This window comes from Nocardioides sp. J54 (genome assembly GCF_000519005.1).
In the GTDB taxonomy this organism is placed as follows: Bacteria; Actinomycetota; Actinomycetes; order Propionibacteriales; family Nocardioidaceae; genus Nocardioides.
This window is the reverse complement of sequence record NZ_JAER01000001.1, coordinates 73,605-86,542: the sequence shown is the minus strand read 5'-3', so window position 1 is coordinate 86,542 and position 12,938 is coordinate 73,605. Positions and strand designations below refer to the sequence as shown.

Annotated in this window: 12 protein-coding genes; 6 read left to right on the top strand and 6 right to left on the bottom strand. The window is 74.5% G+C overall.

The annotated features are described in order from the left end of the window. Window positions 1-25 precede the first annotated feature (25 nt). From NOCJ54_RS0100390 to NOCJ54_RS0100380, 3 genes are read left to right on the top strand one after another with little or no spacing between them, the layout of a single operon-like run. Window positions 26-802 (top strand): ATP-binding cassette domain-containing protein, encoded by a 777-nt coding sequence (locus NOCJ54_RS0100390; protein WP_028653860.1) that lies wholly within the window; start codon window positions 26-28, stop codon window positions 800-802. Window positions 803-810: 8 nt separating this feature from the next. Next, complete coding sequence (locus NOCJ54_RS0100385; RefSeq protein ID WP_028653859.1) at window positions 811-2,094, top strand: sugar ABC transporter permease; 1,284 nt, start codon at window positions 811-813, stop codon at window positions 2,092-2,094. Window positions 2,095-2,151: 57 nt separating this feature from the next. Beyond that, window positions 2,152-3,366, top strand: a complete 1,215-nt coding sequence (locus NOCJ54_RS0100380) for an ROK family transcriptional regulator (protein WP_036516311.1) — start codon at window positions 2,152-2,154, stop codon at window positions 3,364-3,366. Window positions 3,367-3,801: 435 nt separating this feature from the next. Here the strand turns inward: NOCJ54_RS0100380 and NOCJ54_RS23110 are convergent, their stop codons facing one another. The 4 genes from NOCJ54_RS23110 to NOCJ54_RS0100360 are packed head-to-tail and all read right to left on the bottom strand — an operon-like array spanning window position 3,802 to window position 8,196. Further along, entirely contained in the window at window positions 3,802-4,980 is a 1,179-nt protein-coding gene (locus tag NOCJ54_RS23110) for an ROK family protein (RefSeq protein ID WP_145723680.1), read from the bottom strand. Next, window positions 4,973-6,154 carry a xylose isomerase gene (xylA, locus tag NOCJ54_RS0100370; RefSeq protein WP_036516310.1) on the bottom strand — a complete coding sequence of 394 codons (1,182 nt, stop codon included), beginning with the start codon at window positions 6,152-6,154 and terminating at the stop codon, window positions 4,973-4,975. Before xylA ends, NOCJ54_RS23110 begins: the two co-directional genes overlap by 8 nt. Further along, window positions 6,154-7,560 carry a xylulokinase gene (gene xylB / locus NOCJ54_RS0100365; RefSeq protein WP_028653857.1) on the bottom strand — a complete coding sequence of 469 codons (1,407 nt, stop codon included), beginning with the start codon at window positions 7,558-7,560 and terminating at the stop codon, window positions 6,154-6,156. The genes xylA and xylB overlap by 1 nt, the downstream gene beginning before the upstream one ends. 27 nt (window positions 7,561-7,587) lie before the next feature. Further along, a complete protein-coding gene (locus NOCJ54_RS0100360) occupies window positions 7,588-8,196 on the bottom strand; it encodes a DUF4126 domain-containing protein (RefSeq protein ID WP_084254831.1) in 609 nt (202 codons plus the stop codon). A gap of 44 nt (window positions 8,197-8,240) precedes the next feature. Here NOCJ54_RS0100360 and NOCJ54_RS0100355 point away from each other — a divergent pair, with 44 nt between their 5' ends. Together NOCJ54_RS0100355 and NOCJ54_RS29740 are read left to right on the top strand one after the other, a co-directional pair. Next, complete coding sequence (locus NOCJ54_RS0100355) at window positions 8,241-8,726, top strand: DUF5709 domain-containing protein (RefSeq protein ID WP_028653855.1); 486 nt, start codon at window positions 8,241-8,243, stop codon at window positions 8,724-8,726. Between the two features lie 124 nt (window positions 8,727-8,850). Continuing rightward, window positions 8,851-8,994 (top strand): GPGG-motif small membrane protein, encoded by a 144-nt coding sequence (locus NOCJ54_RS29740; protein WP_186449649.1) that lies wholly within the window; start codon window positions 8,851-8,853, stop codon window positions 8,992-8,994. A gap of 86 nt (window positions 8,995-9,080) precedes the next feature. Here the strand turns inward: NOCJ54_RS29740 and NOCJ54_RS0100345 are convergent, their stop codons facing one another. Together NOCJ54_RS0100345 and NOCJ54_RS0100340 are read right to left on the bottom strand one after the other, a co-directional pair. Then, complete coding sequence (locus NOCJ54_RS0100345; protein WP_028653854.1) at window positions 9,081-10,193, bottom strand: NAD(P)/FAD-dependent oxidoreductase; 1,113 nt, start codon at window positions 10,191-10,193, stop codon at window positions 9,081-9,083. A gap of 26 nt (window positions 10,194-10,219) precedes the next feature. Beyond that, on the bottom strand, window positions 10,220-11,110 hold the full coding sequence (locus NOCJ54_RS0100340) for a DUF1295 domain-containing protein (RefSeq protein ID WP_028653853.1): 891 nt from the start codon (window positions 11,108-11,110) through the stop codon (window positions 10,220-10,222). A gap of 97 nt (window positions 11,111-11,207) precedes the next feature. Between NOCJ54_RS0100340 and NOCJ54_RS0100335 the strand changes: the two genes are divergently transcribed. Further along, on the top strand, window positions 11,208-12,935 hold the full coding sequence (locus tag NOCJ54_RS0100335) for a helicase (RefSeq protein WP_028653852.1): 1,728 nt from the start codon (window positions 11,208-11,210) through the stop codon (window positions 12,933-12,935). Window positions 12,936-12,938 lie beyond the last annotated feature (3 nt).

Here is a 12,938-nt window from a genome sequence, read left to right as displayed (position 1 = left end):
CCGACCGCCACCCCTGGAGGAAGGCATGACCGAACCGCTGCTCGAGCTGCGCGGTGTCAACAAGAGCTTCGGCGTCGTCCACGTGCTCCACGACGTCGACTTCGCCGTCTACCCGGGGCAGGTGACCGCCCTCGTCGGCGACAACGGCGCCGGCAAGTCCACCCTGGTCAAGGTGATCGCCGGCATCTACGGCCGCGACAGCGGCGACTACCTCTTCGAGGGCAAGCCGGTGAACGTGCACGGCCCGCGTGACGTCGCCGGGCTCGGCATCGAGGTCGTCTACCAGGACCTCGCGCTGTGCGACAACCTCGACATCGTCCAGAACATGTTCCTCGGGCGCGAGCTGCGCCGCTGGCCGGTGCTCGACGAGGCGCAGATGGAGGCCAAGGCCCGCGAGACGCTCGCGTCGCTGTCGGTGCGCACCGTGAAGTCGGTGCGCCAGCCGGTCGCCAGCCTCTCCGGCGGGCAGCGGCAGACGGTCGCGATCGCCAAGGCCGTGCTCTGGAACTCCAAGATCGTGCTCCTCGACGAGCCGACCGCCGCGCTCGGCGTCGCCCAGACCCGTCAGGTGCTCGACCTGGTACGACGCCTCGCCGACCGCGGCCTGGGCGTCGTCCTCATCTCGCACAACATGACCGACGTCTTCGAGGTCGCCGACCGGATCACCGCGCTCTACCTCGGCCGGGTCGCCGCCGACGTACCGGCCTCGGAGGTGTCCCACCGCGAGGTCGTCGAGCTGATCACCGCGGGCCGCAGCGAGAGCCACGGCATCGCCGAGTCGCCCACGTCGGCCACGATCTGAGGTACCCGATGACCACCGAGACCCCTGAGACCCGTCCCGCCTCGGCGACCTACGCCGACGCCGACTTCGCCCAGGACAGCCACCGCGCCGGCACGTTGCGCGAGGCGGCCCGCGACTACCTCAACCGCGTCCGCGGCGGCGACATGGGCTCGCTGCCCGCGCTGCTCGGCCTGCTGGTGCTCTTCGTCATCTTCGGGCTGACGACCGACAGCTTCTTCACCAACCTCAACCTCGCCAACCTCACCGTGCAGGCCGCGCCCATCTGCGTGCTCGCGATGGCGCTCGTGCCGGTGCTGCTCATCGGCGAGATCGACCTGTCCGCCGGCGTCGCCAGCGGCACGGGCGCCGCGATCACCGCGCTGGCGATCGTCGACCACGGCCAGCCGTGGCCGGTCGCGGTGGTGGCCGGCATCGCCTGCGGTGCGGTCATCGGCCTCGCCATCGGCGCGATGGTCGCCCGGCTCGGCATCCCGTCGTTCGTGGTGACCCTGTCGTTCTTCCTCGCCCTGCAGGGCGTGATGCTGCGGCTCATCGGCCAGGGCGGTTCGGTGCGCTTCAACCACGAGGTGCTGCGCGGCCTCGCGATCAAGAACGTCCCGGTGACGCTCGGCTGGATCTGCGCGGTCGCGATCGTCGCCGCCTACGCCGCGCTCGCACTGTTCACCTACCGCCGCCAGGTCGCCCGCGACCTCGCCCGCCCGCCGTTCGGGCTGGTGGTGCTGCGCATCGCGGTGCTGGCCGTCGTCGTGCTCGGCCTGACGGCGTACTTCAACGTCAACCGCAGCCGCAACCCGTTCTTCCCGATCGAGGGCGTGCCCTACATGGTGCCCGTCGTCGTGGTGATCCTGCTGCTGATGACCTTCCTGCTCTCGCGCACCGCCTTCGGCCGGCACCTCTACGCCGTGGGCGGCAACCGCGAGGCGGCCCGCCGCGCGGGCATCAACGTGCTCTACATGCGGATCATGGCGTTCGTGCTGTGCTCGTCCCTCGCGGCGGTGGCCGGCATCCTGCAGGCGGCGTACTCCGGCAAGGTCTCGCCGGGCTCCGGCGGCGGCAACGTCCTGCTGTACGCCGTCGGCGCAGCCGTCATCGGCGGCACCAGCCTCTTCGGCGGGCGGGGACGCGCCATCGACGGCGTGATCGGCGGCGTCGTGCTGGCGACGGTCGACAACGGCCTGCCACTGCTCATCGACAAGAGCTACGCCAACTACCTGGTGACCGGCGGCGTGCTGCTGCTCGCGGCCAGCGTCGACGCCATCTCGCGCCGTCGGCGGTCGGCGACAGGGGTCTAGCGGTGCACGGCGAGGGGTGGTGCGGCGTGCACGGAAGGGATCGCTAGCGTGGCTGGTGTGCGGACGGGGACGGGGACCAACCAGGAAGCCGTCCGCCGACACAATCTCGGGACCCTGCTGCGCCACGTCCACGACTCGGGCGAGGTCTCGCGCGCCGAGCTCACCGGTCGGATGGGGCTGAACCGGTCGACGATCGCGGCCCTGGTCACCGAGCTGGAGACGCTCGGCCTGATCGAGCACGCCTCCCCCGCCGCCGGCCGTCGCAGCGCCGGCCGCCCCTCGGCCGGGGTCCGGATCCGCGAGGACGGTCCGTACGTCGTCGCGGTCGACCTCGGCGTCGACCACGCGGTCGTCGCCCGGGTCGGCCTCGGCGGCCGGATCTGGCACCGGGCCGCCGCGCCGATCCCGCCGGACCCCGAGGCGTGGCTGGCCGGTTCGACGATCGCCACCCTGGTCCGCCAGGTGGTGTCGCTGTCCCCCGCCGACGCGCCGCTGCTCGGGATCGGCATCGCGGTGCCCGGCCTGGTCCGGCGCAGCGACGGCCTCATCCGGCACGCCCCGAACCTCGGGTGGCACGACGTGTCCTTCGGCTCGATCGTGCTCGCGGCCCTCGCCCTCGACGTCCCCATCGCGCTCGGCAACGACGCCGACCTCGGCGCGCTCGCCGAGCACCGCCGCGGTGCGGCGGTGGGCATCGACGACCTGGTCTACCTCTCCGGCAACGTCGGCGTCGGTGCCGGCGTCATCATCAGCGGCAACCGGCTCGAGGGCGTGGCCGGGTACGCCGGCGAGGTCGGCCACCTCCACCACGACCCCCGCGGCGGTCCGTGCCACTGCGGCTCGCGCGGCTGCTGGGAGACGGTCGTCGGCGCCCCGGCGATCGCCGAGGCGCTGCGCTGCCCGGCCGACCAGGTGGCACGGCTCGGCGAGATCCTGGACGCGATGACCACCGCTCCCCGCGAGCTGCGCCCGATCGCCGCCGACCTCGGCCGCGGCCTCGGGGCCGTGGTCAACATCTTCAACCCCAGCGTGGTGATCCTCGGCGGCTACTTCCTGCCGCTCTTCCGGCTCTGCCGCAGCGAGGTCACCGCCGGCCTCGGCGAGCGGGCGCTGGTGCCCGCCCGCGAGTCGGTGCGCCTGTGCCTGCCCGGCCTGGGCAACGACTCCGTCCTCCTCGGCGCCGCGGAGATGGCGATGGAGCCGGTCTTCGTCGACCCGGTCGCCAGCCTCGCCGATGCGATCACCGACGCCCCCGCCCGCCTCGCCGGCTAGCGGAGCCGGGTCCGGGAACGCCCGACTGCGCCACCACGGCCCGCCCGAAAGGCCCGGAGGTTTCGAGGCTCCTCGCTGGCGCTCGTCGCACCTCAACCACCGGGAGCGGGTGCAGCATGCCAAGGCTCGCCGCCATGCGGTCTGTGCCATCCACTCGAGCCAACCGCGTGCGCGGCAGCGCGGCGCCCGCGCCGAAGGCGCGTCGAGGGCAAGTGCGGGCCGAGCCCGCGAGCGCCCGCGCGCGACCCTCGACAGGCGACGCGCTCGCGCAATCCAAGTCGAGCGTGGCGCCCGCGCCGAAGGCGCGTCGAGGGCAAGTGCGGGCCGAGCTTGCGAGCGCCCGCGCGCGTCCCTCGACAGGCGACGCGCTCGCGCCATCAGAACAGCGAGGCTCCTCGCTGGCGCTCGTCGCACCTCAACCACCGGGAGTGACGCTCAGGCTCCCAACAGGTCAGAGGTTCCGGAAAGCACGTCCTCGAGGGCGCGCTCGGCGGCGCCGGTGGCGGCGGAGCCGGTGCCGAGCTCGCCGAGGCGGAGGTCGGGGGTGCCGAGGGCGCTGGAGGCGAGCGTGGCAGCCAGCTCGTCGGCGGCGGGGGCGAGGACGAGGTCGCCGAGCGGGGCGAAGTAGCCGCCGAGCACGATGGCGCCGGGGTCGACGACGCCGGTGACGATGGCCAGGCCCCGGCCCAGCCAGCGGCCGACCACGGCGACGCCCTCGCGGACGTCGGCGGAGGACTCCGCAGCACGGGCGACGGCGGCCGCCGTCTCCTGCGGGGTGCCGACCTCCTCCATGCCGACGGCGGAGAGGAGGGCGTGCAGGCCGACGGAGGCCTCCCAGCAGCCGGTGCGACCGCAGCCGCAGCGGGCGGCGGGGTCGCCGACGGGCAGGTGGCCGACCTCCCCGGCGAAGCCGCGGGCACCGCGCAGCAGGCGGCGGTCGTCGACGATGCCGGCACCGATGCCGACGGTGCCGGTGAGGTAGAGCAGGTGCCCCGCCCCGCGCCCGGCGCCGTGGTGGAGCTCGGCCAGCGCGGAGCAGTCGGCGTCGTTGGTGACCCGGGTGCGCCCGGACCAGCCGAGGGCCTGGTCGACGGCGTCGGCGACGGCGGTGCCGGTCGCGCTGAGGTTGGGCATCCACACCGCGGTGCGGTCGTCGCCGTCGACGAGACCGGGCACGGCGACGGTCGCGCCGACGGGCTCCAGCCCGGCTCCGGCGAGGTCGGCGGCCAGCTGGCGGGCGACCTCGGCGAGCGCCGCGACCACACCGTCGGCCGACACCGGCCGGGTGACCTCGCGGCGCACGGTGCCGGCGAGGTCGAGGGCCACGGCGGCGACGTACTCCACGTTGACCTCGAGGCCGAGGCCGACCGGGCGGCCGCCGGCGAGGGTGAGCAGCTGGCCCGGCCGACCGCGCTCGCCGCTGCGCACCTGCTCGAGCTCGCGCACCACGCCGGCCTCCTCGAGGCCCGCGGCGATGGTGCCGACGGTCGCCTTCGCGAGGCCGGTGCGGGCGGCGAGGTCGGCGCGGCTGCCGGGACCGTCCACCCGCAGCGAGCGTACGACGGCAGCGGCGTTGCGCCGACGCAGCGACTCCGCCCCGGCAGGCTCAGCCACGGACACCGTAGAGGTGCTCGAGGGCCAGCTGGTCGAGCTTCTCCATGGCCACCTCGCGGCGGGCGAGCGCGTCGACCGCGTCGGCGTCGGGGAGCTCCCAGTCCAGCAGCTCGCGCCACCCCTCCCCCTCCGCCAGCGTCGGGCGGGCGAGCCCGGGCAGCTCCGCCTCGGCGAGCGCGGCCTGCACCTCCGGGTCGGCCCGGAAGGCGGTGACCTTCTCGCGCAGGATCAGGTAGTTGTCGATGCAGGCCCGGGCCGAGGCCCACACCCCGGCCTCGGTCTCGGCGCGCACCGGCTTGTAGTCGAAGTGCACGGGTCCGTCGTACCCGCCCGCGAGCAGCGTGTCGACCACCCAGAACGCTCCGCGGACGTTGCCGGCGCCGAAGCGCAGGTCCTGGTCGTAGCGGGGGCCGTTCTGCCCGTTGAGGTCGATGTGGAAGAGCTTGCCGTGCCACAGCGCCTGGGCGTAGCCGGCGGCGGCGTTGAGCCCGGCCATCTCCTCGTGGCCGACCTCGGGGTTGAGGCCGACGAGGTCGGGACGGTCGAGGGTCTCGATGAAGGCGAGCGCGTGGCCGATGGTGGGGAGCAGGAGGTCGCCGCGGGGCTCGTTGGGCTTCGGCTCGATGGCCAGGCGGAGGTCGTAGCCCTGGTCGGTGACGTACTCGCCGAGGAGGTTGAACGCCTCCTGGTAGCGGTCGAGCGCGGCGGGTACGTCCTTGGCGGCGCCGTACTCCGCACCTTCGCGCCCGCCCCAGCAGACGTAGACCTTCGCGCCGAGCTCGGCGGCGAGGTCGAGGTTGCGCATCACCTTGCGGAGCGCGAGGCGGCGCACGTCGCGGTTGTTGGACGTGAAGGCCCCGTCCTTGAAGACCGGCTGGGTGAACAGGTCGGTGGTCGCGGTGGTCACGACGAGGCCGGTGTCGGCGAGCCCCTGGCGGAAGCGGTCGATGATCGCCTGCCGCGTGGCGTCGTCGGACCCGAACGGGACCAGGTCGTCGTCGTGGAAGTTCACGCCGTAGGCGCCGATCGCGGCGAGCTGCTCGAGCGCGTGGACGGGGTCCATCGGCTCGCGGGTGGCGAGGCCGAACGGGTCGCGCGCCTGCCAGCCGACGGTCCAGAGCCCGAAGGAAAACTTGTCGGCCGGGGTGGGTGTCGGGCGGGCTGTGCGGGTCATCAGGTCGTCTCCTGGGCGGGGTCGCCGACATCGGTGAGGTGGTCGCGGAGCGCGGCGTAGCGCTCGCGGACGGCGGGCTGCGGGTCGGCGGTGAGCTCGTCGGTCGTGGTCAGCGGCCAGTCCGGCGGCTCGGCGGTGCCGGCGAGCGCCCAGGCTGCCTGGCGGGCGGCCCCGCGGGCGACGTACTCCCCCGGCGCGGGCAGCGCGACCGGGCGGCCGAGGATGGCCGGGGCGAGGGCGCGGACGGCGGGGTTGCGGGTGGCGCCGCCGACCATGAGCACCCGGCGCGGCTCGGCGCCGGTGCGGGCGACGAGGGCGTCGACGGCGTCGGCGAGGGAGCAGAGCAGCGCCTCGACGGCCGCGCGGGCGAGGTCGGCGCGGGTGGTCGCGGGCGTCAGGCCGGTCCACGTGCCGACGGCATCGGGACGGTTCGGGGTCCGCTCGCCGCCGTAGTAGGGCGAGAGGACGACGCCGCCGGCGCCGGGGACGGACGACAGGGCGAGGGCGGCGAGCTCGTCGTGGTCGACGCCGAGCCAGCGCGCCTGGAGGTCGAGGATGCCGGCGGCATTCATCGTGGTGACCATCGGCAGGTAACCGCCGGTGGCGTCGGCGAAGCCGGTGACCGTGCCGGTGCCGTCCGCGACGGGGTCGGGCACGACGGCCGAGGCGACCCCCGACGTACCGATGGAGACCAGGACGTCGCCGGTCACGAGGGGCAGGCCGAGGGCGGCGCCCATGTTGTCGCCGGTGCCCGCGGCGATCGGCTTGCCGTCCCTGGTCTCGCCGGCGGCCAGGCCAGGGGCGACGACGTCGGGCAGGGCGGCGGCGTGACCGAGCGCGGCCTCGAGCAGGTCGTGGCGCCAGGTCGCCGTCCGGGCGTCGAAGTAGCCCGTGCCGGAGGCGTCACCGCGGTCGGTGAACGGGTCCGTGCCGGGTGCTGCGAGGTGTCCCGAGACGTAGTCGTGCGGCAGCAGCACTCGGGCGACCCGGGCGGCGGACTCGGGCTCGTGGTCGCGCAGCCAGCGCAGCTTGGTGCTGGTGAAGGAGGCGACCAGCACGCTGCCGAGGGCGTCGGCGCACGCCTGCGGGCCGCCGAGCTCGGCGATCAGCTGGGTCGCCGCGCCGGCGGAGCGGGTGTCGTTCCACAGCAGCGCGTCGCGCACCGGCGTGCCGTCGTCGGCGAGCACGACCATCCCGTGCTGCTGGCCGGCGACCGCGACCGCGTCGGCCTGCTCGAGCAGGCCGTCCGTGGCGAGCTCGAGGGCGCCCAGCCAGGCGCGCGGGTCGACCTCCGTCCCGGGCGGGTGCGGGGCGGTCTGCTGCGCGACGACGGTGCCGTCGGCGGCGTCGACCAGGACGGCCTTGGTGGACTGCGTCGAGGAGTCGACGCCGAGGACGAGGGACACGCCCCCATTTAGTACGACACTTGAACTTTAAGTCAAGGCCCTCGTTCCGCTGCCTCCGCGACGCGCTCGCCAGGCCCGGAGCCGGGCCCACCCGCGACGCACGAGCCGCCACGCCAGCCACAGCAGGAGCAGCCCCAGGAGCAGCAGCACGAGCGCGACGGCCGCCGCAGCGACCGGGTGCTCGACGGCGAACCACACGACGGCGAGCACGACCACGTCCTCGCCGAGGCTGACCCCGACGTTGGAGAACGGCTCGGGCGAGGTGTTGACCGCCATCCGGGTGCCGGTCTTGACCGTGTGCGAGACGAGCGCGCTGGTGCCGCCGACCGTGCCACCGACCAGCTCGTCCAGCGCGGCCGAGTCGCCGGCGACGAGGACGCCGATGACCCCGCCGACGACCGGCCGGATCGCGGTCGAGACGACGTCCCAGGCGGAGTCGACGTACTGGATCTTGTCGGCGACGAACTCGAAGGCGTACAGCGCTGCCGCGACCGCGAGCACCTCCCAGCGACCGAGCACGTCGGGAACGGAGTCGAAGGACCCGACCCGGTCCGCGATGCCCAGCACCAGGACCACGAGGTAGCTGTTGACCCCGCTGGCCCAGCCCGAGGAGAACGCCAGGGCGAGTGATTCCACCGCGCCAGCGTAAGGCCGCAGCAGGTCCGGGTACCGCAGCGCTCATGAGCACCCAGAACGAGCACAACGAGGCCGGGAACGACCAGGAGCACTACGAGGACTACAGCATCGACGCGGAGGACCAGCTGCAGCCCGAGGACACCCTCGTCGGCGACGACGTGGAGGACGAGCTCGACCGCGGCTACTCGCCGCCGGAGAGGTACTCCGCCGCGCAGGGCTACGGCAACACGCCGTGGGAGCAGGCGCACGACCGGCCGCTCGACGACCGCCTCGCCGAGGAGGTGCCCGAGCCCGACCCGCGTGCCGAGGCCGACGTCGACGAGGACGGCGTCCCGCACGACGCGGACGAGGAGGGGGTCGAGGTGGGCGACACCCGTGCCGGCCGCCTGGTCGCCCCGGACGAGGGCGTCCACGACGACGTGGAGAAGGACCTCGTCGCCGAGGACGTGGGCATCGACGGCGCCGCTGCGAGCGCGGAGGAGGCCGCGATGCACGTCGTCGGCGAGGACGAGCTGGGCGCCTCGGACTGACCCGGCCGGACGGCCGCGTGGGCCGGCCCTCGCATCCGCGGACGGACGCCGACCCGTCTAGCGCAACACGGCCGGGGTACCAGTGGTCAGGGCCGCGAGGCCCCTGAGAAGGAGGAGGGAAATCGTGGCATTCATCTTGTGGATCCTGGCCGTCATCCTCGTGGTGTCGGGCATCGTCAGCCTGTTCCGCGGCGAGGTCCTGTGGGGGGTCGTCCTGATTATCGTGGGCCTGCTGGTCGGCCCCGGCGGTGTCAGCATCTTCACCTGACCGACCAGACGGCTGCGGCGCTCCCCTCCAGTCCCACAGGGGTGCGCCGCAGCTCTCTTTTTGCCCTGACGTCCCCCTGCACGTCCTCAGCGGCGCACGCCGCCGTAGATCCCGCGGCGCACGATCCAGGCCTGCAGCAGCCGGTCGACCGTCCACGCGGGGAACCGGAACGGGTGCCCGGACGGTGCGAACACCCGCAGCCCGTCGGCCTCGGGGCCGAGCACCGAGCCCCAGCGCCGCCCCGGCGGCCGGTACGACGACAGCGGCTCGCCGCGCAGGTGCGCGAGCACGTTGCGGGCGAGCAGCCGGTCGGCCCGGTTGCGCGCCGACGACCGCAACGGGTCGGTCGCGGCCACGTCGCCGACGGCGAACACCCCGTCCACGCCCGGCACCTCGAGGGTCGGTCGCACCCGGACGAAGCCCTGCTCGTCGAGCAGTGCAGGCGGCAGCCAGTCGGTGTTCGGGCGGACGCTGCCGATGGCCCAGAGCACCGCGTCGGCGTCGACCGGCGCCTGCCCGTTCGTCCACCTCACCGGTCCAGTCGTGATCCGGTCGGCCGTGAAGCCGGCCGGCAGCTCGGCCCGGTGGCGGGGCAGGAGCCGCACCCCGGCCCGGGCCAGGCGACGGCGGGCCACGGACCACACCCGCGGGTGGTGCCGCGGCAACGCCCGCTCCCCCGGGAACGCCAGCGTCACCGCGGTGTCGGGCCAGCGGGTCGCGACCTGCAGCGCGCTGGACACGGCTGCCGCGCCGCCCCCGACGACCAGCACGGAACCCGCACCCGCGAGCCGTGCGTGGGCACCGGCGAGCGCGGCGTCGACGTCTGCGTCGGTCTGCAGGTGCGGGAGCCGCCAGAAGCCGTTGGTGACGCCGGTGGCGACCACGAGGACGTCGTACGGGACGCTTCGGGTGCCTCCCGCGGCGGGGCGGACGGTGACCGTGCGGCCGGCGGGGTCGAGCGCCACCAGCTCGGCGTGCACCTTCTCGACGGGGTCGAGGCGGCGGAACCGGTCGAAGCCGATCCGGTAGTCGCGCGCCCACCGCTCCGGCCGGGCCAGTCGCAGCCCGAGCTCCTGGCCGGAGACCAGGCCCGGTCGACTGGAGACCCCCAGGACGTCGACGTCGGAACGCGCGAGGTGGATGGCCGTCAGCAGCCCGCTGTCGCCGAGCCCCGCGACGACGACCCGGGGCCGCGTCATGCCGGGCCGCGTCATGCCGGGCCGCGTCATGCCGGGGCGCGGCGGCGCGGCGGGCGCGGGACCAGCCGCGGCACGCGGGCGATCACGTCGCCGTACGACGGCCGCCGGGCGAGGCTGCGCTTCTCCATCATCGGGATGCTGACGCCCTCGAACATCGCGACCATCGCGACGAAGCCGACCACCAGCCACCACCAGTCGCCGGGGGCACCGGCGATGCCGAGCAGCGCGAGCGAGAGCCAGAAGGCGACCTCGCCGAAGTAGTTCGGGTGCCGCGACCAGGCCCACAACCCCTGCTCCATCGCCTGCCCGGGCTGGCGGGTGCGGATGAACGCCCGCATCTGGGTGTCCGCCACCAGCTGCAGGACCGCGGCCCCGACGCCCACCACCAGGGCGACCCAGTCCAGCCAGCCCAGCGGCCTGCCCGGCCGCGCGAGCACGGCGTACGCGGGCACCAGGCCCAGGAAGACGATGAGCGTCGGCACGAGGTGGATCGCCACGAGGTCCACGACGGCGCCGAACCGGCCCGCCCCGTCGCGCAGCGGCGCGTAGCGGAAGTCTTCGTGGTGCAGGCCCGGCCAGTCGTGCAGCCAGTTGCCGGTCAGCCGCACCGCCCAGACCGCGACGACGACCATGACCAGCACTGCCCGGCCGTCCTCGACCCCTGCGACGTCGCGGCCGGCCAGGAACCAGAAGCCGACGAGGAACGGCGGCAGCACGCTCCAGTACGGGTCGTAGCAGCTGGAGTTGCGCAGCGCGCGGCTGCCGGCGAAGACGACGACGGTGGCGAGGAGGTCGGCGAGCAGGGCGTCCAGCCAGAGCCGGTCCGTGTCCGGACCCCACAGCAGCCACGCCGTGGCCATCCCGAACGCCAGCACGTAGACGACCCCGACGCGGACCAGGGAGGCGGTCTTGCTCATCCCCGGACAGTACAGGAACGTGTTCTAGTCAAGGGAGGGTCGACGTCGCCCGTCGCGCCGCGCCCGACGACCGGTCCCGCGCCGGTAGCGTCGCCGGGTGGCCAGTCCCCGACGATCCGGCTCCCGCCGGCGCAGCAGCTCCCGCAGGAGCGGGTCGCGCGCGTCCACCCGGCCGCTGCCGGTCGCCGGGCCGGGCGAGCGGCTGTGGGTGCTCGACGTCCCCTACGGCACGCAGGTCGACGGCGCGACCTGGCACCCGGCGGTGCGCACGCACCTGTACGTCGGCCGCCGGCTGCCCGACCACCTGGCGCCGTACTCCCCCGGGCCGCACACCCTCGGCCGGTTCATCGAGAACCAGCTCAACCCCGGCGACCCGGCGCCGGTCCCCGAGCCCCGGGACCCGCTGGAGCCCCGGCGGTTGCAGTTCGAGGCCGCCGACGCGATCGCGGCGCGCGCCGAGGCGGGCGGCCGGCTGTTCCTGCTCGCCGACGAGCCCGGCGTCGGCAAGACGATCTCCGCCGTGCTCGGCGCCTCGGCGGTCGCGGACCTGCGCGGCGGGCGCCGGGTGCTCGTGGTCGCCGACCGGCCGGCCGCGATCACGATCGGGCACTGGTGCCGCACGATCACCGCCCTCGGCGACGACGGCCTCGAGTGGGTCGTGATCACGTGGGACCGGCTCGACAAGGTCACCGACCACCGGTGGGACGTGATCATCGCCGACGAGGCGCACGCGCTGCGTCGTACGACGACGAAGCGGTGGAAGCTCTGGTCGAAGGTCTCCGGGCACGCCCAGCCGCACGACAAGGCGCCGTTCGTCATCGCCACCACCGCGACCCCGGGCCACACGCCGCTGGAGCTTCCCTACCTCGCGCCGGCGTACGCGCAGGTGCTCGGCGAGCCGATGCGGGAGTGGACCTCGACGGCACAGCCCGGCGCGACCTTCGCCAGCGCGCTCGAGCACCACGGTGTCGCCGTCGAGACCGGCCGCTACGGCGCCGCCTGGACCACCGACCCCGCCCGGCGGGCCGCGGACCTCAAGCTGGTGCGTGGCTGGCTCGCCGACGAACGTCCGCCAGCGATGTTGCACCGCGCCGCACCCTGGGGACCGGTGCCGATCTCCGGCATGCCGGTGACGCTCACGCCGGCCGAGCGGGCGGCCTACGACGCCGAGTGGGGTGAGTTCTGCCGCGAGATGGACATCGCCCGCCGCGGCCGCAACGTCGCGAAGGGGCGGGCCGCGCTGCTGCGCTTCCGGCAGAAGGCCGGCCTCATCCGCGTCGACTCCACCGTCGACTGGATCGCCCAGCAGGTGCGGGCCGAGCGACAGGTGGCCTGCTCCGTCGAGTTCGTCACGACCGCCGCCGACCCGATCGCCGACCGCCTGCGCGACGCCGGCATCGAGGTGGCGACGATCTACGGCCGCGACCGCTTCGACGTCGAGGCCGAGCGGCTGCGCTTCCAGACCGGCGAGGCGAAGGTGTGCGTGTTCACCACCGTCGCCTCGATCAGCCTGCACGCCGGCGAGACCCTCGCCGACGGCCGGCGGGCCAGCACCGAGCCACGGGTCGGCCTGTTCCACCAGGCCCGCTTCTCCGGCATCGCCGGTCGCCAGGTCACCGGCCGCACCCACCGCGACCACCAGGTCTCGCCGTGGCACGTCGCCTACGCCGAGGGCACGGTCGAGGAACAGGTCGGCAAGGTGATGGTCGAGCGGATCGCCGCCGCCTCCGACACCGTCGGCAGCGACACCACCGGCCTCACCGACCTGGCCGCGCTGCTCGGTGCGGACTGGCTGCCCGCCGCCGCGCTGACCGAGGCCGACTGACCC